The organism is Paenibacillus sp. FSL H8-0332, from assembly GCF_037963835.1.
GTDB lineage: Bacteria > Bacillota > Bacilli > Paenibacillales > Paenibacillaceae > Paenibacillus_AQ > Paenibacillus_AQ rhizoplanae.
On the sequence record NZ_CP150145.1, the window covers coordinates 1,281,914 to 1,305,841 of the forward strand.

15 protein-coding genes are annotated in these 23,928 nt (G+C 54.3%); 9 read left to right on the top strand and 6 right to left on the bottom strand.

Annotation, left to right across the window (positions count from 1 at the left end):
* Positions 1-56 precede the first annotated feature (56 nt).
* On the bottom strand, positions 57-263 hold the full coding sequence (locus tag NST43_RS05670; protein ID WP_339223056.1) for a hypothetical protein: 207 nt from the start codon (positions 261-263) through the stop codon (positions 57-59).
* A 104-nt stretch (positions 264-367) separates the two neighbouring features.
* On the bottom strand, positions 368-757 hold the full coding sequence (locus NST43_RS05675) for a MerR family transcriptional regulator (protein ID WP_036723871.1): 390 nt from the start codon (positions 755-757) through the stop codon (positions 368-370).
* 118 nt (positions 758-875) lie between these two features.
* Between NST43_RS05675 and NST43_RS05680 the strand changes: the two genes are divergently transcribed.
* Entirely contained in the window at positions 876-1,925 is a 1,050-nt protein-coding gene (locus tag NST43_RS05680) for an NAD(P)-dependent alcohol dehydrogenase (protein WP_036723869.1), read from the top strand.
* Positions 1,926-2,030: 105 nt separating this feature from the next.
* Here NST43_RS05680 and NST43_RS05685 read toward each other — a convergent pair whose 3' ends face one another.
* Positions 2,031-3,311 (bottom strand): glycoside hydrolase family 27 protein, encoded by a 1,281-nt coding sequence (locus NST43_RS05685; RefSeq protein ID WP_339223059.1) that lies wholly within the window; start codon positions 3,309-3,311, stop codon positions 2,031-2,033.
* A 109-nt stretch (positions 3,312-3,420) separates the two neighbouring features.
* The gene (locus NST43_RS05690) at positions 3,421-4,302 is read right to left on the bottom strand and encodes an AraC family transcriptional regulator (protein WP_339223060.1); all 882 of its coding nucleotides are present in this window, start codon (positions 4,300-4,302) and stop codon (positions 3,421-3,423) included.
* 136 nt (positions 4,303-4,438) lie between these two features.
* Between NST43_RS05690 and NST43_RS05695 the strand changes: the two genes are divergently transcribed.
* Positions 4,439-5,506 carry an SGNH/GDSL hydrolase family protein gene (locus NST43_RS05695; protein WP_339223062.1) on the top strand — a complete coding sequence of 356 codons (1,068 nt, stop codon included), beginning with the start codon at positions 4,439-4,441 and terminating at the stop codon, positions 5,504-5,506.
* Positions 5,507-5,917: 411 nt separating this feature from the next.
* Here NST43_RS05695 and NST43_RS05700 read toward each other — a convergent pair whose 3' ends face one another.
* Positions 5,918-7,843: an ATP-dependent DNA helicase gene (locus NST43_RS05700; RefSeq protein WP_339223063.1), complete on the bottom strand. Its 1,926-nt coding sequence runs from the start codon at positions 7,841-7,843 to the stop codon at positions 5,918-5,920.
* A gap of 245 nt (positions 7,844-8,088) precedes the next feature.
* Here NST43_RS05700 and NST43_RS05705 point away from each other — a divergent pair, with 245 nt between their 5' ends.
* From NST43_RS05705 to NST43_RS05720, 4 genes are all read left to right on the top strand, one after another.
* Positions 8,089-9,375, top strand: a complete 1,287-nt coding sequence (locus tag NST43_RS05705; RefSeq protein WP_339223064.1) for a DUF1963 domain-containing protein — start codon at positions 8,089-8,091, stop codon at positions 9,373-9,375.
* A gap of 101 nt (positions 9,376-9,476) precedes the next feature.
* On the top strand, positions 9,477-10,886 hold the full coding sequence (locus tag NST43_RS05710) for a PAS domain-containing sensor histidine kinase (protein ID WP_209993629.1): 1,410 nt from the start codon (positions 9,477-9,479) through the stop codon (positions 10,884-10,886).
* Positions 10,887-11,064: 178 nt separating this feature from the next.
* On the top strand, positions 11,065-12,279 hold the full coding sequence (locus tag NST43_RS05715; RefSeq protein WP_209993628.1) for an ATP-binding protein: 1,215 nt from the start codon (positions 11,065-11,067) through the stop codon (positions 12,277-12,279).
* Positions 12,280-12,300: 21 nt separating this feature from the next.
* Positions 12,301-18,009: a HAMP domain-containing protein gene (locus tag NST43_RS05720; protein ID WP_209993627.1), complete on the top strand. Its 5,709-nt coding sequence runs from the start codon at positions 12,301-12,303 to the stop codon at positions 18,007-18,009.
* 115 nt (positions 18,010-18,124) lie between these two features.
* Here the strand turns inward: NST43_RS05720 and NST43_RS05725 are convergent, their stop codons facing one another.
* Positions 18,125-19,162: a LacI family DNA-binding transcriptional regulator gene (locus tag NST43_RS05725; protein WP_339225343.1), complete on the bottom strand. Its 1,038-nt coding sequence runs from the start codon at positions 19,160-19,162 to the stop codon at positions 18,125-18,127.
* A gap of 318 nt (positions 19,163-19,480) precedes the next feature.
* Between NST43_RS05725 and NST43_RS05730 the strand changes: the two genes are divergently transcribed.
* The 3 genes from NST43_RS05730 (at position 19,481) to NST43_RS05740 (ending at position 23,752) form a co-directional block, all read left to right on the top strand.
* Entirely contained in the window at positions 19,481-21,013 is a 1,533-nt protein-coding gene (locus NST43_RS05730) for a DUF5605 domain-containing protein (protein ID WP_339223066.1), read from the top strand.
* 1 nt (position 21,014) lies between these two features.
* Positions 21,015-22,058 carry a Gfo/Idh/MocA family oxidoreductase gene (locus tag NST43_RS05735; protein WP_339223067.1) on the top strand — a complete coding sequence of 348 codons (1,044 nt, stop codon included), beginning with the start codon at positions 21,015-21,017 and terminating at the stop codon, positions 22,056-22,058.
* A gap of 371 nt (positions 22,059-22,429) precedes the next feature.
* Complete coding sequence (locus NST43_RS05740) at positions 22,430-23,752, top strand: IS4 family transposase (protein ID WP_339223069.1); 1,323 nt, start codon at positions 22,430-22,432, stop codon at positions 23,750-23,752.
* Positions 23,753-23,928: the final 176 nt, after the last annotated feature.

Genomic DNA, 23,928 nt, shown 5'->3' on the forward strand with positions numbered 1-23,928 from the left:
GGGCCGGATAAGAGATACTCTTGTCCGGCCCGGCTGTGTACTGCCTCGTCACAAGGCTACGGATTCTTGCGGTTCCTCTTCTCTTCCAGATCTGGTGCAAGGCCGGGAGCCGCTACCTCCGTGTCATTCCCCAGCACGGCGCCTACGATCTCATCCAGCTTGTCTGTTTCCGATTGACCGTCTGCCGGACTGGATTCGCCCTCCGGGATCGGGTGGACACCTGCGGTGCGTCCGTCAAGCGGAGCTTTTTGATCATCCTTCATCTGTCAGTCTCCCTTCTAAGTGCAGGTTCTGTCTTAGGATGTGTCTGCGATAACCGTTCTATGTAACGATAACCGCTGCGGAGGCTGATGAACCATACGGCTGGTTAGGATTGGTGGACCACTTCCATACTCTTTTCCAGGGCAGTCTTATAATAGTGGCATTTATGGTCTATGACTTCCATCGTTTTTCTTAATTCCTCCATTTGCGCTTCTACAGAAGCCTTCCGCTCCAGGAACATGTCGTATCGGCGCTGCAGGGTGGAATCTCCTTCGGAGCACCATTCAATGAAATGCTTAATCTCTTTGATGGGCATCCCGGAGGCCTTCAGGCATTCAATGATCCGCAGGGCCTCCATATCGGAGGGCTTGAATACGCGTTTGCCGCTGGGAGTTCTCTCTATAGAAGGGAGCAGGCCCTCTTTGTCATAATAACGCAGGGTATGCGGGGTCATGTTGAAATGCGCTGCGGCTTCGCTTATGGAATAGGTCTTCATCATCGTTCTCCTGTCCTGGATATTTCGGGCTTGACTTAGAGTTAACTTTAAGGAATATCATAGGCTTTGTAAAGCTTAAGGAATGATGTCTACTATTCTATTGAAAAGAGGTCTCACTATGATACAAGTTAACGCACGCGCTGCATTCAGCCAGGAAGGCCCGTTCAAGCTGACTACGATCGAACGCCGGGAGCTGCTGCCGCAGGATGTTCTGATCGAGATTAAATACGCCGGTATTTGCCATTCCGATATTCATACCGTCCGCGGGGAGTGGGGACCGGTGAAATATCCGCTGGTTCCGGGGCATGAGATTGCAGGTATTGTCAGCCAGATCGGTTCTGGAGTGACGAAATATGCTGTTGGCGACCGTGTCGGGGTAGGCTGTATGGTCGATTCCTGCGGTGAGTGCAGCAGCTGCCGGCAAGGCGAGGAGCAATATTGCCTGGAGGGGAACACGGGAACCTATGGAGCGACTGACCGCCACGGGCACTATACACAAGGCGGATATTCCACACATATCGTTGTCACTGAAGACTTCGTGGTGCGGATTCCCGACAGCCTTCCGCTTGACGCTGCTGCACCGCTGTTGTGTGCCGGAATCACTACTTACTCACCACTGCGCCACTGGGGAGCTGCTCCCGGCAAAAAGGTAGCTGTAGTGGGTCTCGGCGGGCTGGGGCATATGGCAGTGAAAATTGCTCATGCCATGGGGGCTGAGGTTACGGTGTTATCCCAATCCCTGAAGAAGAAGGAAGACGGCCTGCAATTGGGCGCAGATCATTATTATGCCACCACTGATCCGGAGACATTCAAGCAGCTGGCCGGTTCCTTCGACCTGATCATTAATACGGTCAGTGCGCAGGTGAATATCAATGCTTTCCTGTCACTCCTGGCGCTGGACGGGACGTTGGTGAATGTCGGTGCACCTGCTGATCCTTTGGCTGTTAATGCCTTCTCGCTGATCGGACACCGCCGTTCCTTTGCCGGTTCGATGATCGGGGGAATCCGCGAGACACAGGAGATGCTTGATTTCTGCGCTGAACATCAGATCGCTTCCGAGATCGAAGTGATTTCGGCTGACCAGATTGACGAAGCCTGGGAGCGTGTGCTGGCCTCGGATGTGCGTTACCGGTTTGTGATTGATATCAGCACGATGGGGAAGGCATAAGTATTTAGAGGAGCAAGATTCTTAATCTATACTGTTTGAAAAACAGCCTGCGGGAATGGAACTACTCCATTCCCGCAGGCTGTTGGTATTTCTGCCTAGCTTCTCCTACGAGAAGCTATATAACCGTACCCCGTGCGGAGGCACGGTGGTTTGTAGCACGCCGCCGCTAAGCTCAGCAGGCGTCTGGCTCCACAGCTCCGTACCTGCGGCCACGCCGCCGAGGCCGATCTCTTCGAGGCTCAGGTCAACCGGCAGCGGACTGTTGCTGGTGTTGAAGACGGCCGCATACCGGGTGCCGTCGTCATGAGCAGCAGTCCAGACAATCAGCTCATCGCGGTACAGGGCTTCCTTGGCGCCATGGCTCTCGCGCTGCATGCGCAGCACCTCGCGGTTGGTGAGCAGCGACAGGGTCCAGTCGTCATTGTCCCGCAGCTCGCCGCCGAAGATCAGCGGCGAACGGAAAATACTCCAGAGCGACATCATCGTCAGCTGCTCGTCCCGGGTGAAGCGGGTCCAGCGGTCATCCCCGCCGCCGTCGACGGAGCGGACGCCGATGTGGCCGAGCGGCAGCATGTCGCAATCCGGCCAGGAGCCGGCTTGCGGGACGCCCTGCCAGCTGCGGCAGCGGCTGAACATGTCCAGCAGCAGCTCCCAGCGGTCCCAGAAATCATCCGTTATGCGCCACATGTTGGCATGTTCGGTGAAATGTTGTGCGTATTCTACCGGAGCAGGGCCGGGTGAGAGGCTTAGCACCATTGGACGGCCGCAGTTCTCGATCGCCTGGGAGATCAGGTCAATCTCCGGCTGATGGGTATCGTACAGTCTGGAGGCGGCGATGTCATCCACCTTGATCAGATCGACGCCCCACTGGGCGTACAGTTCAAAGAGTGAATTGTAGTAGGCTTGAGCGCCCTCCTTGGAGGCATCGACTCCGTACATATCTGTATTCCACGGACAAATGGAGTTCGTGTGCGCGATCTCGCGGGCGGTTGCATCTGTACCCAGAACAGCAGTGCCTGCATGGGCCGCCTGGCGCGGAATGCCGCGCATAATATGAATACCGAACTTCAGCCCCAGGCTGTGGACATAGTCGGCCAGCGGCTTGAATCCCTGCCCGCCCGCTGCCGAAGGGAAGCGGTTCTCGGCAGGCATCAGCCGGGAGTATTCATCCATGATTAGAGGGACGAAGGGGCGGTACAGAGAGGACACGGCACCAGGCTCATACCACTGGATGTCAACGGTGATATAGCTCCAGCCGAAGTCTTTGAGATGCTCGGCCATGTATTCGGCATTGCCGCGGATTTCCGCTTCTGTTACGGCTGCGCCGTAGCAGTCCCAGCTGTTCCAGCCCAGCGGGGGGACAGGTGCTGCAAGCTTATGATTCATTGTGTAATCTCCTTGTCAGATGGATTATTGCTCCTCATAAGTCCATCATAATCAAGGATAAATCCAATATCTATAGTAATCTTATAAGCCGAATAGCACTATATTGCGCTTAGTCAAAAAAGAGCTGCCGGTAGGTCAGGCTCTCGCCCCCGCTGCGGAAATCGCCCGGTGTCAGTCCGGTCAGGCTGCGGAAGGCCTTGATAAAGTAGCTTCCGCTGGAATAGCCGATCTGCTGTGCAATAGCTTCAATGCTTAAGCTCGTCCCCCGGAGCAGTTCCATCGCCTTCTCCGTTCGGACCCGGGTCAGATAAGCGCCGGGCGTATGGCCGGTGCTGGCCGAGAAGCGGCGGATGAGATGATACTTGGACAGGGAGACATGCTCCGACAGCTGGTCGATGCTGATCATCTGTGAGTAATGCTGTTCGATGAATTCGGCAGCGCGCCTGATATTCTCTGACCAGTTGTCCCTGTCACGCAACGTAGCTGCCTGCATTCGGGTCAATTCGGTCATGAATTGATAGACGCTGGACGAGGCGATCAGCGGATCGGAGATTCTTCCTGCTCCGGCGTCCATTACAATCATCCGCGCCAGCCGGACGGGGGCACAATCTGCGGGTAACCAGGGCACCTCGCCCGCTTCGCGCAGGAATCTGCGCCAGTGGGGCAGGATTAGGCTTGGGCGCAGCAGCAGGAACAGGAACTCCCAGGGCTCTGCCGCATCCGGCGGATAGTAATACCGGTGAGGTCCCGGGATTTCCGCCAGCAGAGCCTGTCCGGCCCGGACCCGGTAGGTCCGGTTCTCTGACTCGAACACGCCTTCACCGGAGAGCGTATACTGGAACAGCAGCAGCGGGCCGTCGCTGCGCTCCATGCCGTCCCAGCGGTAAGCGGGATCGGAGACGGAATCATAACCGGCTGCGAACAATACGCACAGCTGCAGCTCCTTATCTTCGGCAAAGCGAAAGCCGTAAGTCCCTCTGGGGATGTCCATGGATATCCTCCTTTTTTCAAAATATAGAATTTATATGTTTCCGCTTGACAAGTACTTAATATCTTAACATATCATTGAAAATATAAAGCGCCTTTGCTACTGTTACGAATAGAAACGATAGAAGGAAGGTTATGGAATGTCCCAGATGAAAACGTACCAACCGGCAGCTAATCATGTCAGACTGATCGGACGGACCCACTGGATGGGGGAGGTGCTGTGGCTGGCTCTTTCGGGGAGCGGGGTGGAATTCTCATTTTACGGCCGGGCGGCCCGGATCACTCTGCAAGGCGATGATATCGCTGCAACCGGCAACAATCTGGCCCGGATTGGAATCAGTGTTAACGGCCAGCAGGTGATAGACGATCAGGTGGATCAGCTACGCAAAACGTATACAGTGTTCGAAAGCGACACCGAGCAAGAGATTACTGTAAGAATTACGAAGCTGTCTGAAGCAGCCATATCAACGGTTGGCATTGCAGAGATCGCGGTGCAGGCTGAGGAAGGGATTAAGCCGGCTCCATCTGCGCAGCATACGATCGAATTCATCGGCGATTCCATTACCTGCGGGTATGGCGTGGATGATGAAGAGGCACTGCATACCTTTTCTACGGCTACAGAAGATGTAACGAAGGCTTATGCCTACCTGAGCGCAGAACATCTTGGTGCGGATTACAGTATGGTGTGTTACAGCGGCTACGGCATTATTACCGGCTATACAGAAAATGATCAGAAGCTGACCACGCATCTTCTGCCGGATTACTACGAGAAGGTAGGTAAGTCTGAAGGGAGGTTCGGCGGCAGTCTGCTGCCTCAGGAGATAGCTTGGGATTTCAGCAGATTCACGCCGGAGCTGATCGTCATTAATCTGGGGACCAACGACGATTCTTACACCAAGGATGACCCCGCCAAGCAGGCGGATTATGCAGAGAACTATGTCGCTTTTCTACAAATGGTCAGACGGAATAATCCCGATTCGGCCATACTATGTACGCTCGGGATCATGGGGGACAGGCTGTATCCTGTCCTGGAGCAGACGGTGGACCGCTATGCCCGGGAAACCGGCGACAGCAGGATCTCAGTGATGAAATTCGAGGTGCAGCGCGAAGAGGACGGCTACGCCGTTGACTTCCACCCTTCCCGGGTGACCCACCGCAAAGCAGCAGACAGACTGACGTCCGAAATCCGGAAGCTGATGAAGTGGTGAGCTGGCGGAGTATGGCTGGTGAGTAGGTAAGCGGCTGGTTGGCACGGAAAGCAGGCTGACTGGCTGGGAGCTGAAATGAAAGGGGAAATCCCTTTGGATCGACTGGAAGTGGGCTGGCTAGTGAAGAAATGGAGCGGGTAGTCCAGTGGTGATTGCACTATGTGCAATAGAAATTCATAAAACACCTCTAAAAACAGTCTCTATTGTATTTAGTACAGTAGAATGCTGGAGAGAAGCTCAATATGGGCAAAATCTCTAAATTCTGCTGTACATAATACAGTAGAATGGCTAGAAAGGTAGTTTTATAGCTAAATCTAATGTATAAAGTACAATAGGCGCATACTTAAGGGTGATACTCCGCCCGCGCTCATCACAACCCCGCCGATTCCCCGCCCGTCGCCCGCGTCTAACTCAACCCCGATGAATCCCCTTCTCACGTACAAACTTCTCCAGCACCCCAAACTCCTCCGTCACCTTGGTGAACGGCAGGGCGGCAAGGACTTGTTCCCGGTACGGGTTGCGGGCTCCGGCCGACAGGCGGGAATCCAGGATGCTGAGTACACCGAGGTCTGTCTCGCTGCGGATCAGGCGCCCGGTGCCTTGCCGCAGGCGGAGCAGCATGTCCGGTACGTAGACCTCCATGAGCGGATTCGCCGCCTGCGCAGCCTTGTATTCGTAGACGGGATCGGCCGGAACCGGGAACGGCAGCCGGAAGACGATCAGATGCGACAGGTCCGCCCCTTCGATATTCACGCCTTCCCAGAACACACCGGTACTCAGCAGCACGCCCTTGCTCGCCCGGAATTCAGTGATTACCCCGTCCTGGGATGAGCCTTCCCGCTGCATATGCAGCGCCCACTTCAGCTTCTCTGCGCTCAGCTTTTTGTGAATGTACTTCATATCCTCTTTGGCCGAAAAAAGCACCAGGGTCCGCCCGTCCGTTACATTGCATAGCCGCAGCAGCTCCTTATATGCCGCTTCCAGATAAGCTTCCCGGTTGTTGTGGTTATAGTAAGGGACGTCCTTGGCAATATACATCATCGTATGGTTGTCATAATCGAACGGTGAAGCCTGACGCTCCATATACTCTCCTCCGTAGCCCAGCGACCGGGTCAGATAAGCGTATTGTTCCTCCAGCGTATCGCCGGACTGGCTGAGGGTTGCGGAGGTCAGGATGACAGAGCTTTTCCCGCTAAATAGACTATATTTCAGGAATTGGCTGATCCCCTTAGGACAGATACTGACGGTAGCTTCTCCCCGGGGCTGGCTTGCCCAGAGCAAATAGTTGTCTTCCGTCCCGGCTAGCACCTGAAAGAGGTCAATCATTCCGTTAACCGCTTCGAAGGTATTATCGATCTCCCGCTCATGCCGGGAAGTCAGGACCGAGAGACTAAGGCGGAACTCTTGCAGAATTTGCACGGCCTGCTCTAGCGGGACTCCCCCAATCTCCGATACTTTAATCCGGTCAGTGTCCTGCTTGGCGGTGTGCAGCAGGTCTGCTTCTATCTGTCTGAACAGCTCTTTGGCACAGCGCCGGACGAACTGGCAGGACTTCATCAGGCTGCGGTCCGCCGACTGCTTGAACAGAAGCTGCATGGCATCCTCCAGCACCCGGGAGATCTGCCGGAAGGTGAATTCAAGAGTCTGGGCATCCCTGACCTTGGCTTCCAGATTATGCGCTTCATCTATAATGATCAGCGCAGGCCGCTCGGTGATCAGGCCTTTGGTCCCTTCCTTTTTCTTGATCAGGTCTCGGATCAGCAGGTCCTGGTTCACGATGATGATATCCATCTCGCCCGGGCCGGCATTGATCTTGGCCCGCATGTCGTAGAAGGCGCAGGTATGCTTGTAGTGGCAGTGCTCGAACTTGCAATCCGTCACACACACGTTAGACCATAAGGCGTCACTGACCCCGCCCTTCAGATCTGCCCGTTCGTTGATTTCTGCATTCAGGATACCCTCTGCGAGTACAGTGAGCGGGGAGCCGGGCTCTCCGGACGGGAACAGGTCCGCTGCCCGGTACCGGCAGGCATATTGCCCCATGCCCTTGCCGACTACAGAGCGGACCATCGAGAAGCCTAGCCGGCTGCCGATGAACCGCAGATCCTTATGGATCTGTTCGGAGAGCTGGATGGACGAAGTGGCGATAATGACCGGCCGCCGGGAGAGCTGGTTGATGAGCAGGCCGGGAATCAGGTAGGCGAAGGATTTGCCGATACCGACTCCGGCTTCAATCATTGCATTTCGGCCATGGATATAAGCGTCGGCAATATCCAGCGACATATCCTGCTGGCCTAGCCGTTCTGTGAGACCAAGCCGTTTGAACCGGTCATACATCCGGAAGATGGCATTGACCAGAGCAGGCTCGGCGTCTTTTGCCGGCTCCTTCTTCTGTAATTTGTAGAGATCATTTAGCCAGCTGATGACGACCGCCCCTTTTCCCTGTCAATGTTATTATTCTTGTCCTGCATGGATTACGGCAGAGGTTGTTATTATCTTAGATGGCGGGCGAACAGTCAAGGGTAATATCTATTATAATGAGGGCATAATCTGCGTACTGATCACGAAAGGAGAGATGGGATATGAGCGAACGTCTGCCTTGTCAGACCCCGGGCTGCACGGGAAGCATTCTTCCTGCAACGGCGCAGAGAACAGGCGGTATCTGTATGCCCTGCCAGCAGCGGAAGCTTGCAGAAGAGAGACAGGCTTATATTGAGCAGAACCGGAAAGAGATCAATAGATATGCAGGTGTGGAAGATCGGGTTGAAATTCTGACAATCATGCACAGCCCGCAGAAGCCTGATCCGCTTATCCGGGAAGTGCCCTACCCCCAAACTGAGCAGGAGCTGTATCATGAGCTGACCGTGGAAGAACGGGAGCGAATGGAGAGCTACGCGGTTCAATTATTGGAAGAAGAGGAGGTTGACCAGGCTGAGACGATTCTGTTGTCCCTTGTCTGTTACACAGATACACGGCTCGGGCCGGGCCTCGAAAGCTTCCTCCGCACTGAGAATTATTATCCGGCGATTCTCTACAAGGATGCGGACGCGGTGATCCGGGACCGGCTCATCGCTCAGGTGGAGACTGATCAGGGGAACCGGAATCACCTGCTGCTGGCACTGGCCTGGATTGGTGATGAAGAAGTGGTCAGGCTGTTTGCGGCATGGCGGCAGTCCCCGCCGGCGTGGGCGTCAGCGTTATATATAGCTCCCGAGATGTATGCCCGTGAAGCGGGCTGGGAGCTTGATGCCGGAGGCGGCAAGAGGCTGCTTATATACCCGGAGTGTTATCCATTCAAAGTATATAAGGAAGAAATTGCGGAAGCTCCCCGCACTCCTGCGGCGGTGACAGCGCTCCAGACAGGGGCGGCGTCCTGTCCGTGGTGCGGAGGCGAATTGACCGTCTTATTCGATTACGATTTGCAGCATCCTTTGCTTCAATTCATGAAGCTGCCCGGCAAGCGTCTAAGGATTGCCGCCTGTATGCACTGTAATTGCTACGGCACCGTGTTCATGAACGTTGATCTGGAAGGCGGTTATTCATGGAGTCCATATAACACTGTTCCTGAATATCTGCCTGACAATAACGGAGGGCAAGCGTCCCCCGTATGGCATGTGATGCAATTATCGGAACAGCCTGCAGGCACTTATGAAAGTGCGCATTGGACGCTTGAGGCGCCGGCATCGCAGATCGGGGGACATCCAGCCTGGATTCAGGATACGGATTATCCGGCATGTCCCTGCTGCTCGCAGACGATGACCTTTACCGCACAGATGGATATGGAGCAGGCGGAAGACAGCGAGGGAATCTATTATGCTTTTCTATGCGGGGATTGCCTGATTACAGCGGTGAATTACCAGCAGAGCTGAGCCGCTTTTGTCACAGATAAGTTACGGGCAAAGTGCTACCATGGAATGAAAAACAAACTGGCTGCGGGAGCTGCTATATGAGTTGTTTCTCAGTTCATCAGATGATGCATTATTCACTGTATTCTTTTGCCGAGCACAGCCCGGACCCGATGTACATTCTGGGTATGGACAACAAGGTGAGCTACGCCAATTCCAGCTTCGTTGAGCTGTACGGCTGGACAACGGAGGAATTGAACCTCCATGATTTCCCCCATGTTCCGCGGGAGCTTAGGGACGAGCTGAATCAGATGTATATCTTCATCAATCAGGGAAAGCGTCTGTTTGTCCTCGATACCTTCCGGATTAAGCGGGACGGGGAGTTGATCAGTGTCAAAATAACGATATCCCCAGTAAAAGATCTGGAAGGATGCATTACGGCTTATGTATGTGCATTAAGGGATGTAACGGAGATCAAGTTCTCAGAGCTGAAATATTATAAGCTATTTAATGAGGCGAATGATCCTATTTTCATTTATGAACAGGATGAGGAGGGCAAGCCCTCGAAGTTCCTGGATGTGAACGAAGCTGGCTGCCGTATGCTGGGCTATACACGTCACGAGCTGCTGGACAAGACCCCCCGTACTGTTACCGCAGAAGCACTGGTGAGAGAGGTGGATAAGACGTTCGGGTCCATTCTCAGCGGAGAAGGAAGGTTCGTCGAATGGGTTCAGGTCACGAAGGACGGAAGGGAAATACCGGTGGAGATCAGTGCGAAGCCGTTCAGGCTGAATGGCCGCCAGATGATAATCTCGATTACCCGCGACATGACTGAACGAAAAAAAACAGAAGAGTTCCTGAGATACAACGAGAGTCTGTCTATGATCGGTGAGCTGTCTGCAGGCATCGCCCATGAAATCCGTAATCCGCTGACCAGCATCCGCGGGTTCGTCCAGCTGTTGTATTCCCGCTCTAAGATGAACAGGGAGCTGCACGAGATCATCCTGTCAGAGGTGGACCGGATCAATTCAATAATTGGTGAACTGTTGCTGCTGGGCAAGGAAATGCCGTCCGAACTGGCAGACTGTAATCTGGCCGGGCTGCTCGGACAGGTAGTTGTGCTGCTGAATGCCCAGGCGCATATGACAGACAACGAGATTGTAATGCACTCGGATCTCGACAGCCTGCTCATTCGGTGCGCAGTTAACAAGCTGAAGCAGGTTTTTATCAATGTGCTGAAAAATGCGATAGAAGCAAGCCCGCACGGAGCAGAAATTACCCTGGAGCTGAAGCTTGAGGAGAATGCAGCCATTATTCGCATCATCGACACCGGGCCGGGCATACCGGCAGAGCTTCTGCACCAGATCGGTGCTCCGTTCTTCACGACCAAATCGGGAGGGAATGGACTAGGTGTTATGATTAGTAAGAAAATTATCCATAATCATAAGGGGACTCTCCAGTTCAAGAGTAACCAGCCGGTGGGAACAATAGTTGAGATTACGCTGCCTTTGCTTCATGAATTACAACATACATAAGCGTTATCCGAACGGAGCAGTGAGGTCAGACCAGACCCCGCTGCTCTTTTGATTATCTGCGCTCAGGGGAAGTTCGCTATAAGAATGACCGGGTTTCGGGATTTGAAATTTTGGGTATATAAGCTATATTTTCGAAATATAAACGTAAGCAAGCCACAGGTTGGAAAGTGAGGTCCTCATGGATTATCCAATCAACATCCTGCTCGTAGACGATCATCCCGAAAACCTGCTTGCCATTGAGGCCGTGCTTAGCGGAGAGTCTTACCGGTTATTTCGGGCCTATTCCGGGATTGAGGCTTTGCGCTGTTTGCTGGAAGAGGAATTTGCGGTCATTGTAATGGATGTGCAAATGCCGGGAATGGACGGGCTGGAGACGGCCCGCCTCATCCGCACGCGGGAGAAGAACAATTTCGTGCCGATTATTTTCATGACCGCTAACAGCACTACCATGGAGGATATCTTCGCTGGCTATTCCGTCGGCGCTATGGATTACATGACGAAGCCCCTCGTCCCACAGCTGTTCAAGTCCAAGATTGAGGGTTACGTCAGCATGTATGAAGCGAATAAGACGCTGCAGCTCCAGAGTGAGATGCTGAAGCAGCAGGCCCGGCAGCTGGAGAAGACGAATCAGGAGCTGAGGGAAGCGAAGGAAGCCGCAGAAATTGCCTCCAAGGTGAAATCGGAATTCCTGGCCATGATGAGCCATGAAATCCGCACGCCGCTGAACGGGATCATCGGAATGTCTGATCTGCTGCTGGCTTCGGATCTGCCGGAGGAATATTGTGAGATGGCGGGAATTATCCACACGAGCAGCAATGCCCTTCTGTCGGTGATCAATCCGATCCTCGATTATTCCAAGCTTGAATCCGGCAAGCTGGAGGTGGAAGAGGCGCCGTTCTCGCTGCAAGACTGCCTGAGCGAGACGGTTGCCCTGTTCACCGCTAGGACCCGTGAGCGGAAGCTTGATATGGTGGTGATGATTGACCCCGCCGTGCCGCCCTATCTGTCGGGAGATGTGAACCGCCTCCGCCAGGTGCTGAATAATCTGGTAGGCAACGCAGTGAAATTCACCCATGCAGGCAGTGTATACATAATGGTTAACAAGCTGGGGGAAGCGGCGGATAAGCTTACGCTTGAATTCACAATCAGAGACACAGGAATCGGAATTCCCCCGGATAAAATCGGCGAGCTGTTCCAGCCCTTCTCCCAGCTTGACGCCTCTACCACACGCAGATTCGAAGGCACGGGGCTTGGCTTATCGATCAGCAAAGCTCTGGTGGAGCTGATGGGCGGAAGCATCCGGGTAGAGCCGTCGAATGAACCTGGGGCTACGTTTGTTTTTACAATTGTCGTTTGTGAGCATCTTGGATTGGAGAGCAAAAATACGTGCTGAATAAGGGGCAGGGTTGATACTATGAGCGATGACAACCAAATCAAAGAAAACCATGGCGATGGAATAGACGCCGGTGAACTGCTGAGCGCCTTGATGGCGATGAAGAAGGGCAATTTCTCCCACAGAATGCCTTATGACCGGACGGGGATCGCCGGTAAGGTAGCGGATACGTTCAACGAGATTATGGACATTCAGGAGAGCCTGGTAAACGAGGTCCAGACGGTGGCGAGAGTGGTCGGCAAGGAAGGAAACCTGTCCAGACGGTTCGTGCAGAAGAATCTGGGCGGGTCCTGGGAGATGGTTACCGATTCCTTGAACGGCCTGGTGATTGATCTGATTCAGCCGACCAGCGAGATGGTCCGGGTCATTAACGCCGTAGCCAAGGGCGATCTGTCCCAGCAGGTGGAGCTGGCGATTGAAGGACGGCCGCTTACCGGCGAGTTCCAGCGAACGGCAAGCAATATTAATATGATGGTGAATCAGCTCAGCACGTTCGCCTCTGAGGTTACACGCGTAGCGCGTGAGGTGGGTACCGAGGGTATTTTGGGCGGACAGGCTGATGTGAAGGGGGTCTCCGGCACCTGGAAGGATCTGACCGACAGCGTCAATTATATGGCGACGAATCTTACGGATCAGGTGCGCAATATCGCGGCAGTGACTACAGCCGTAGCGAACGGCGATCTGTCGAAGCAGATTACGGTCAATGCGCGTGGCGAAATTATGGAGCTGAAGAATACGATCAACACGATGGTGGATCAGCTCTCCATGTTCGCTTCTGAGGTGACCCGGGTGGCGCGTGAGGTCGGGACCGAAGGCAAGCTCGGCGGACAAGCCGATGTGAAGGATGTCTCCGGCACCTGGCGGGATTTGACCGAGAGCGTGAACTACATGGCGTCCAACCTGACCAATCAGGTGCGGAACATCGCGGTGGTGACTACGGCGGTTGCCAACGGCGATCTGTCGAAGAAGATTACGGCCGATGTGCAGGGTGAAATTCTGGAGCTGAAGAACACGATCAATACGATGGTAGATCAGTTATCGACCTTTGCTTCCGAGGTGACCCGGATGGCGCGTGAGGTGGGTACGGAAGGGATTCTCGGCGGGCAGGCGGACGTCAAGGGCGTGTCCGGCACCTGGCGGGATTTGACCGAGAGCGTCAATTATATGGCTTCCAACTTAACGAATCAGGTGCGCAATATCGCGGAAGTGACCACGGCGGTAGCCAAGGGCGACTTGTCGAAGACGATTACCGTCGATGCGAAGGGCGAGATTCTGGAGCTCAAGAGCACCATTAACATCATGGTGGACCAGCTCAGCAACTTCGCCTCCGAGGTCACGCGCGTGGCGCGCGAGGTATCTACGGAAGGGATTCTCGGCGGGCAGGCCGATGTGAAGGGCGTCTCCGGGACCTGGAAGGATCTGACCGACAGCGTGAACTTCATGGCCGGCACGCTTACGGATCAGGTGCGCAATATTGCCGAAGTGACGACAGCGGTGGCCAAAGGGGATCTGTCCAAGCAAATTACCGTGAATGCGACAGGGGAGATTCTGGAGCTGAAGAACACCATTAACACCATGGTGGAGCAGCTGTCGATCTTCGCCTCCGAGGTGACGCGCGTGGCGCGCGAGGTCGGCACTGAAGGCATGCTGGGCGGACAGGCCCAGGTGAAGGGCGTAGCCGGGACCTGGCGGGATTTGACCGAGAGCGTGAACTACATGGCATCTAACCTGACGAATCAGGTGCGCAACATCGCGGTGGTAACGACAGCGGTGGCGAACGGGGATCTGTCCAAGAAAATCACTGCGGATGTGCAAGGCGAAATCCTGGAGCTGAAGAACACGATCAATACGATGGTGGACCAGCTCTCCATGTTCTCTTCCGAGGTGACGCGTGTAGCGCGCGAGGTCGGTACAGACGGTAAGCTGGGCGGACAGGCGCAGGTGAAGGGAGTCGGCGGCACCTGGAAGGACTTGACCGAAGGCGTAAATAACATGGCCCGCAATCTGACGGATCAGGTGCGTAATATTGCAGATGTGACCACGGCGGTAGCCAAGGGCGACCTGTCCAAGAAGATTACCGTAGACGTCAAGGGCGAGATTCTGGAGCTGAAAAATACGATCAACACGATGGTGGACCAGCTCTCGATCTTCGCCTCCGAGGTGACGCGTGTAGCGCGCGAGGTGGGTACGGACGGCAAGCTGGGCGCGCAGGCCGAGGTGAAGGATGTCTCCGGCACCTGGAAGGATCTGACCGATACGGTGAACTTCATGGCGAGCAACCTGACGATTCAGATGCGCAATATTGCCGGTGTAACCACGGCGGTAGCGAACGGGGATCTGTCCAAGAAGATTACGGTGGATGTCAAAGGCGAATTGCTTGAGCTGAAGAACACGATCAACACGATGGTGGATCAGCTGAATTCGTTCGCGTCCGAGGTGACGCGTGTAGCGAGCGAGGTCGGCACGGACGGCAAGCTGGGCGGACAGGCCCAAGTGCGCGGTGTCGGGGGCATCTGGAAGGATCTGACCGACAACGTGAATATCATGGCGACCAATCTGACCGATCAGGTGCGGGGCATCGCCAAGGTTGTGACGGCGGTGGCGAACGGTAACCTGAAGCAGAAGCTGACGGTCGAGGCCAAGGGCGAGATTGCCGAACTGACGGATACGATCAATAACATGATCGAGACGCTGGCTACCTTCGCTGATCAGGTAACTACTGTGGCACGCGAGGTTGGAGCCGAAGGGAAGCTGGGCGGACAGGCCAGTGTGCCGGGGGCTGCGGGTACCTGGCGTGATCTGACCGACAACGTCAATTACATGGCGAGTACGCTGACCACACAGGTGCGGGCCATCACCAATGTGGCGACAGCAGTGACTAACGGCGATCTGTCACGGGCGATTGATGTGTCCGCCTCCGGGGAGGTTGCCACGCTCAAGGATAACATCAACGAGATGATCCGTAATCTGAAGGAGACGACCCGCATCAACACCGAGCAGGACTGGCTGAAGACCAATCTGGCCAAGTTCTCGCGGATGCTACAGGGGCAGCGCGATCTGTATGCAGTCAGCCGGATGATCCTGTCCGAGCTGGCTCCGCTGGTATCGATGCAGCATGGCGTCTTCTATATTAATGAACCCTCCGGCGGGGAAGCGGTCCTGAAGCTGTTCGCCAGCTACGCGTATCAGAACCGCAAGCATCTGGCGAATGAATTCCGGGCGGGGCAGGGGCTGGTCGGCCAGTGCCTGATTGAGAAGCAGCGGATTCTATTGACCAACGTTCCGGGCGACTATGTGATGATCTCGTCCGCACTGGGAGAAGCAACGCCGCTTAATATCATTCTGCTGCCGATCATCTTCGAGGATCAGGTGCTGGCGATTCTGGAGCTGGCGACCTTCCGGCCTTACAGCGATATCGACATCGCTTTCCTGGATCAGCTTACTGAATCCATAGGCAGTGTAATCAACACGATGCAGGCGAACCAGCGTACGGAGGAGCTGCTGATTCAGTCCCAGTCGCTCACCGAGGAGCTGCAGAAGCAGCAGCTGGAGCTGCGGAGCACCAATGACGAGCTGGAGGATAAGGCGAAGCTGCTGGTACTGCAGAAGGCAGAGGTGGAGAGCAAGAACCATGAGGTAGAGGTGGCCAAGCGTTACCTGGAGGAGAAGGCGGAGCAGCTTGCCCTGACCTCCAAATATAAATCTGAATTCCTGGCCAACATGTCCCATGAGCTGCGGACCCCGCTGAATTCCTTGCTGCTTCTGGCAGAACAGCTGGCCGAGAACCCGGATGAGAATCTGCACGAGCTTCAGGTGAAGTTCGCCAAGACGATTCAGGATTCGGGACTTGAATTGCTGCACCTGATCAATGATATCCTGGATCTGTCCAAAATCGAATCCGGCACGATCACGCCGGACTTCAGCGAGGTCTCTCTGGCAGAGCTGACGGGCGGACTGGACCGCACCTTCCGCCATATGGTGGATGCCAAGAAGCTCGACTACCGGATCAGCGTTGATCCCGGTGTACCGGCCAGCATCGCCACGGATTCCAAGCGGCTGCAGCAAATACTGAAGAACCTGCTCTCGAACGCCTTCAAGTTCACGGAGCAGGGGCAGATTATGCTTCAGATCCGCAAGGCAGAGGATGGCTGGCACCCGGACAATGAGTCGCTGAAGCGGGCCAGAACGGTGATCTGTTTCTCCGTAAGCGATACAGGGATCGGCATTCCGCAGGAGAAGCAGCAAATTATCTTCGAAGCCTTCCAGCAGGCGGACGGCAGCACGAACCGGGAATACGGGGGAACGGGCCTGGGGCTTGCCATCTCCCGCGAGATTGCCGAGATGCTGGGCGGAGAGATTACCCTGTACAGCGAAGTGGGCAAAGGGAGCGTATTTAATCTGTACCTGCCAACGGAAGCGGAATTCACAGAGCCGGTGCTCCCGCAGACTCATGTCCCCGAGGTCATTGATATCACCCCGGCCAAACGCAGAAGCAGCCTTGTCAAGCCGGAAGAGGAGCCTTTCTTGGATGACCGCGATGGGATTGAACCGGGAGACCGGGTGTTCCTGATCGTTGAGGATGACCAGAAGTTCAATGAGATCATTCTGGGGATGCTCCACAAAAAAGGGATCAAAGCGGTTATCGCCACCAGCGGCTGGGATGTCCTGGAGCTGGTTCAGAAATACCAGCCGGCGGCCATCACGCTGGATCTGCATCTTGGCGGAGATACGGACGGCTGGCTGGTGCTTCAGCAGCTCAAGAACGATATCGGGGTGCGGCATATTCCGGTCTGCGTGATGACTGTGGATGAAGACGAGGTGCTGCTGCTGCAGAAGGGTGCTTACGATTACTTCCGTAAGCCCGTGACCAATGAGGAGCTGGAGAATGCGCTGGACCGGTTGAACCGGTTCGCGGATCACGCCACGGCTAATCTGCTGGTTGCCGTCCAGGATGAACAGGAGCGCAAGCATATAGCCGAGCTGCTGGACAACCCGGATCTTACGCTCACCGCCGTAGAGACCGGGCGCAAAGCCTTGAACCAGTTGAACAGCAAGACGTTCGATGCGATCGTGCTGGACAGCAGCCTGGCGGACATGAATCTGATTCGTTTCCTCCGGGAGATGTACAAGAACGCCAGGAACAAAAGAATCCCCGTTCTGGTGCAGATGAACCGGAAGCTGACGCCGGAGGAAGAAACCGAATGGGATGAGCTGGCGAAGATGGCGGTGCTCAAAGAGGTGAAATCGGATGCCCAGCTGATTGATGAATCCACCCTCGCCCTGCACCGCAAGGCAGAGAATCTGCCGCCGCTCTCCAGAGACAAGCTGGTGAAGCTGTATCAATCGGATGAGATGATCGAGTATAAAAAGGTGCTTGTCGTGGATGATGATATCCGCAACATCTTTGCGCTTACCTCCATTCTGGAGCGCCATCAGATGAAGGTGATCCCTGCGGAGAATGGCCAGGATGCGATCACGCTGCTGGAGCAGACGCCGGATATCGGGATTGTCCTGATGGACATCATGATGCCGGGAATGGACGGCTATGAGACAACCCGGGCGATCCGGGAGAAGCCGGAATGGGGGGACCTCCCGATACTAGCGCTTACAGCCAAGGCGATGAAGGGGGACCGGGAGCTGTGCCTGGAAGCAGGCTGCTCGGATTATATTACCAAGCCGGTGAACAGCGGACAGCTGTTATCAATGATGCGTACCTGGCTGGACAAATAGAGCAGGACGAATAGGACAGGACCCTAGAATAGGAACAGGAGCCAACCCCTCAGCCGCGATCAGGCGGTTAGGGCTGGCTCCTGTTTTTTTGCAAATAGGCTGTGAATGTAGCTGACTAATCCGCAGAGGGTTCGAGCCTCCGGCAGGAAGCTCTCTCGATAAAGAGGGTGTCGACTTTGACCTTGGTGCTGACTGCGGGCTGCCGGTGAAGAGAAGCGGTGAACAGATCGACTGCCCATGCGGCCATCCGTTCTTTCTCCACATGTACCGTGGTTAGCTCCGGGGCTACAATCTGCGATTCATTGATATTATCGAAGCCGATGACGGATACATCCTCCGGGATGGAGAAGCCCAGCTCGCCAAGTGCCTTGATCGCGCTGATGGCGATGTAGTCACATTCACAGAAGAAGGCGGTGGGAAAAGGCTGTCCGCTGTCCTTCAGCCGCTGCAGCTTGTCCCGTAACGGCCCCTGCGAGGAAAATAAGGTCGGCGGCACCGCCAGCATATTGCTCCGGGGGATATCCGCCTGCGCCTCCGCCACGGCATCCATGAACCCGCGCTGCCGCTCCTTGAAGTTATGAATCCGCTCCTCGGATGCGATATAACCGATTCTCCGGTGCCCGTGGCCGGTCAGATAGGTGCCTGCCTGATAAGCCCCCATATAATTGTTGATCTCCACAAAATGGACAGGCAGCGCATCGAAGCAGGTGTCCAGCACGATCAAGCCGGGCAGCTTGTCCGCAATATCGGCTATTCTGGCCGCATCCAGGCTGGTCCCGAGCAGAATCACGCCGCTGGTCGGCTCCTCCATCACTGATTGAATGCCCTGCTCATAGTGCTTCTCTTCAATTGCGGAGAAAATAAGGCTGTATCCCCCCATCCGGCAGCGCTCCTCGATATGATGAATCAGCTCCCGGAAGAAGGGCTGCTGATAGTACTCCTCATGAACCAGCCCGGCATTGGTGAACACCAGGAATCGCAGGGTGGTGGGGTTCGCCTCAGCGGCGGCCGCCTTTCCCCTGCCGGTATATCCATAGGTCTCCGCCAGGCGAAGGATTCGTCCGCGTGTCTCCGGACCGACCCCCGGCTTCCCGTTCAGTGCCAATGAGACGGCCCCTTTGGAGACCCCGGCCAGCCGGGCAAGCTCCTCCATATTCAATGACAAGACCTCCATTCAGCATCGTAGCTTAAGTATGTTTAGTGTAAGGGAAGGCGCTAAATTTAGCAATGAAGTGTAAATTGTATCTTTGTTTAGTTATGTTTAGTTCATTTGGTATATAATCGAGGTTGATATACAAGTTTAATTAAGTAGGTTTTTAGCTTGAATAAGAACATTGACGATGGCATGAAGGTGTTGTAGGATTGCTTTATAATAGATTTATAGTTAATAATATTATTTTTGTTTAGTTATTGTTTAGTTTGATGTTGCTATTTGTATATCTGAGGATTCATACAGAAGGGAGCAGGACTTATGGCTAATCCGAAGGAAGCAGGGCAGGCTGAAGCATTCCAGGGGAGGGTCTCCGTATCGGTACCTGACCAGACTTCACAGTGGGGCGTATGTGAAATTGTACTGCAAGGAGGTCCTGCCGGGGGCAATCCGTTTACGGAGGTAGCGCTGCAGGCGGAATTTTCGATGGGAGAACGTTCGGTTCTTGTTCTGGGCTTCTATGATGGAGACGGGGCGTACCGCATCCGCTTCATGCCAGAACATCAGGGGAAGTGGACGTTCAGGACCAGCAGCAATGAGCCTGCTCTGCATGAGCTTGAAGGGGAACTGGAATGCACGGCTGCTGCGGTCGGGAATCATGGTCCGGTCCGGGTGCGGAATACCTTTCATTTTGCCTATGCGGACGGAACGCCTTATCTTCCTGTCGGCACGACCTGCTACGCCTGGACCCATCAGGGGGATGAGATGGAGCGCCAGACGCTGGATACGCTGAAAGCGTCTTCTTTTAACAAAATAAGAATGTGCGTGTTCCCGAAGTCCTACTCCTATAACGAGAATGAACCGGAATATTATCCCTATGAAGGCTCGGTGGAGGAAGGCTGGGATTACAGCCGGTTCAGTCCGGCGTTCTTCCGGCATCTGGAGGAGCGGATTGCAGATCTTGGGGAGCTGGGCGTCGAGGCCGACCTGATTCTGTTCCACCCGTATGACCGCTGGGGCTTCGCAGATATGGGCAAGGAGGCGGATGACCGCTATCTCCGGTACCTTGTAGCCAGGCTCTCGGCTTACCGCCATATCTGGTGGTCGCTGGCTAACGAATATGATTTCATGAGCAACAAGCAACTTACTGACTGGGAGCGGTATGCGCATATTGTAACGTCGTATGATCCTTACGGGCACCTGATCTCTAATCACAACGGTATTGCCTTCTATGATTTCAACCAGCCCTGGGTTACGCATTGCAGTATTCAGCGTGTGGATGCGTACAAGACTTCTGAGCATACGGATGAATGGAGACGGCGCTGGAATAAGCCTGTCGTGATCGATGAATGTGCCTACGAGGGCAATGTCGAGCATGGCTGGGGAAATATTACCGGGGAAGAGATGGTCCGCCGTTTCTGGGAAGGCGCGGTCCGTGGAGGGTATGTCGGACATGGGGAAACCTATCTGCACCCGGAAGATAAGCTCTGGTGGGCCAAGGGCGGCCGGCTGTATGGCACGAGCCCTGAGCGGATTGCTTTTCTGCGCCGCGTGCTGGAGGAAGGGCCTTCAGAGGGGCTGAACCCGCTGCCTTCGGATTGGGATCTGCCCAGAGCCGGGGTGGAGGATGAATATGTTCTGTATTATTTCGGGTTTAACCGGCCGGGCTTCCGCCAGTTCACAATGAACCCTGATATCCGCTACAAGGTGGAGCTGCTGGATACCTGGAACATGACGGTGGATGAGCTTGCGGGTAGCTATCAGGGAACCTTCAGGGTCGATCTGCCGGGACGGACATATATGGCGGTGAGAATGACGCGCCTGCGCGACGAGTATGACCTGGAGGCGAAATAAGATGTGGAAGGTTGGTGTTGTGGGCGCCGGGTACTGGTCGGATAAGCATTTACAGGCATGGCAGCGTATCCCCGGCGTTCAGATTCAAGGCCTGTGCGACCTGGATTCGGACAAGCTGCGCAGTAAGGGGGAGGCATACGGGATTCCCGAGGACATGCTGTACTCTAAGCTGGAAGACATGCTGTCTTCTGCGGAGCTAGATATAGTAGATATTATTACCGCGCCGGATACTCATCCTGAGCTGGTCGGACTGGCCGCACGGGCCGGGAAGCATATCATGTGCCAAAAGCCGTTTGCCCGTTCTATGGAGGAAGCTTGTGAGATGGTGGAAACGACCCGTGCTGCGGGCGTCCGGCTGATGGTTACAGAGAACTGGCGCTGGCTGCAGCCGATTCAGGCCATCCGCAAGCTGCTGGATCAGGGAGCGGCAGGACGGCTTCAGACGATCCGCTATATTCACACGGATTATTATTCACCGCGCTTTGCCCCGGAGAATGAGCTGCCGCAACCGTTTTTCCGGGAGATGCCGAAGCTGCTGTTCTATGAGATGGGGGTTCACTGGTATGATACGTGGCGCTTCCTGTTCGGGGAGCCTAAGCGGCTATATGCAGAGACCCGGAAGGTCAGCCCGTTTATTGCCGGAGAGGACGCCGGGCTGATTACTCTCGGCTACGAGGATTACATGGGCCTGATGGATATGAGCTGGGCCACCCGGCAGAATCTGCCGGGCAAGCTCACGCTGCCTGTGTTGCCGGACCATAAGGAACAGCTGATTATTGAAGGCGATCAGGCCACGATCAAGCTGTACAGCAGCGGCACACTCAGCCTGATTGATAACAGCGGGCTGGAGACTACGATCTCGGAGGATCACGGCCTTGATTTTGAAGAGAGCCATTACCGCCTGCAGTCGCATTTCATTGAATGCCTGAATACCGGTGAGGAATTCCAGACGAGCGGCGAAGATAATCTGAAGACGCTGGAGCTTGTATTCGGGACCTACCGGAGTGCGGAGGAGCATGAGGTCATTCATTTGGGGCAGCCCTAACGCGGCAACCGCCTCATTCCGTAGGTGAACAGGCTTGCGAGTAGAGGAATATAGCGGTATCGGGTCCACCGGCGGAGTGGGGAAGCTGAGGGAGTAATGGAAATGAGGTGCACAAGTACACCCGAATTGGCTGAAAGCGGGCGGTGAGCGGAAATGAGGAGCATTAGTGCACCTGAATTGGCTGAAAGCGGGCGGTAGGCGGAAATGAGGAGCATTAGTGCCAATGTCATTAAGTTAAGATATAGAGCCAAAAACAAGAAAAAAAGCAGGTTATCGAAAAGATAGCCTGCTCTTTTTCTGTACAAAAAAATCTTGACAATCCGTTGAAAATGTGTGGCGAAGCCCCTTGAAAAAACGAGGAGGTTTCACCAATGAATACTTATGCTAATTCGCTGAAAGACAGACTGACATCTCTCATCCGAGAGATGGCGGCTGCCCCCGCACCTTATGTCAAAAAACCAGGGAAAGATTTTACCCGAACGAAGAAACTCTCCTTTGAAACGGTCATGCAGACCTTGATCTTCATGGGGGGGAACAGTCTCTATAAGGAACTGCTGGAATCACAGGGCTATGATGTCAACACCGCAACTTCTTCTGCTTTTGTTCAGCAACGTAATAAAATCTTGCCGTCTGCGGTAGAATCTTTGTTTCACACCTTTACAGCGTCCCAAACGGAATTCAAGGATTATCGAGGCTATCGATTATTGGCCATTGATGGTTCCGATCTGCATATCGCAACAGATCCTACGGACCCGTTGACCTATTCTCAAAGTCAGCCCCACTCGAAAGGCTTTAACCTTCTACACTTGAACGCAGCCTATGACCTCTGTAACCGGCTTTATGTGGATGCCATTGTTCAACCTCGAAAGTTCCGCAACGAAGGAAGGGCGCTGGCCACAATGGTGGATCGCTCCCCCATTCAGGGTAACGTCCTTGTGACGGGGGATCGAGGATTTGAAAGCTATAATACGTTCGCACATCTGGAACGGAAAGGATGGAATTACGTCATACGCGTCAAGGATTTGCATTCGAATGGTATTCTTTCGGGTTTGCACTTGACCTTGGACGGAGCGTTTGATCAGGAGATTCATCTGACGCTGACTAAAAAACAAACAAAAGAGTTCAGGAATCGCCCCGAAATCTATAAAGTTCTTCCGGCTACCTCTAGCTTTGATTTTCTGGACATGGAGGAGAACTGGTTTTACCCCATTTCCTTTCGGGTGGTTCGTTTCCTCCTGCAAAGTGGTGATTATGAAACCGTCATTACCAATCTGTCTACTGCTGAATTCTCACCGGATGAACTCCGGGATCTGTATCACCTGCGATGGGGCATTGAGACCTCTTTCCGGGCTTTGAAATACACCATTGGTTTGACCCATTTTCACGCAAAAAAGCAAGAGTCCATTACCCAAGAGATATTCGCAAGAATGATCCTCTACAACTTCGCTGAAATGATTACCTCGCACGTAGTCATTTCCCAAAAGGATAAACGGCACCTCTACCAAGTCAACTTCACGGTGGCCGTTCACGTCTGTAGACATTTCCTGCGCTCCAAGGGCGATGGACCCCCGCCTGATGTGGAAGCTTTGATTCGCAAAAATATTTTGCCGATTCGTCTCACCCGTCCTGGGCAAAGGAATACACGCAGAATACGTAGCAAATCCGCCATTAGCTTCGTCTACAGAGTAGCATAATTCGGTTCGCATGAACATTTTTTTAAGTGGATCTTCCATCCGCTTTGTTTGCTATGCGCTTTTTCCTTCCTTACACCCAAAACAAACGGCATAGGGCTTTTCCCCATACCGTTTTGGATTCCGTTTTTAATTCCAAACTTATCTTTGAGCTTATCTTAATGACATTGGCATTAGTG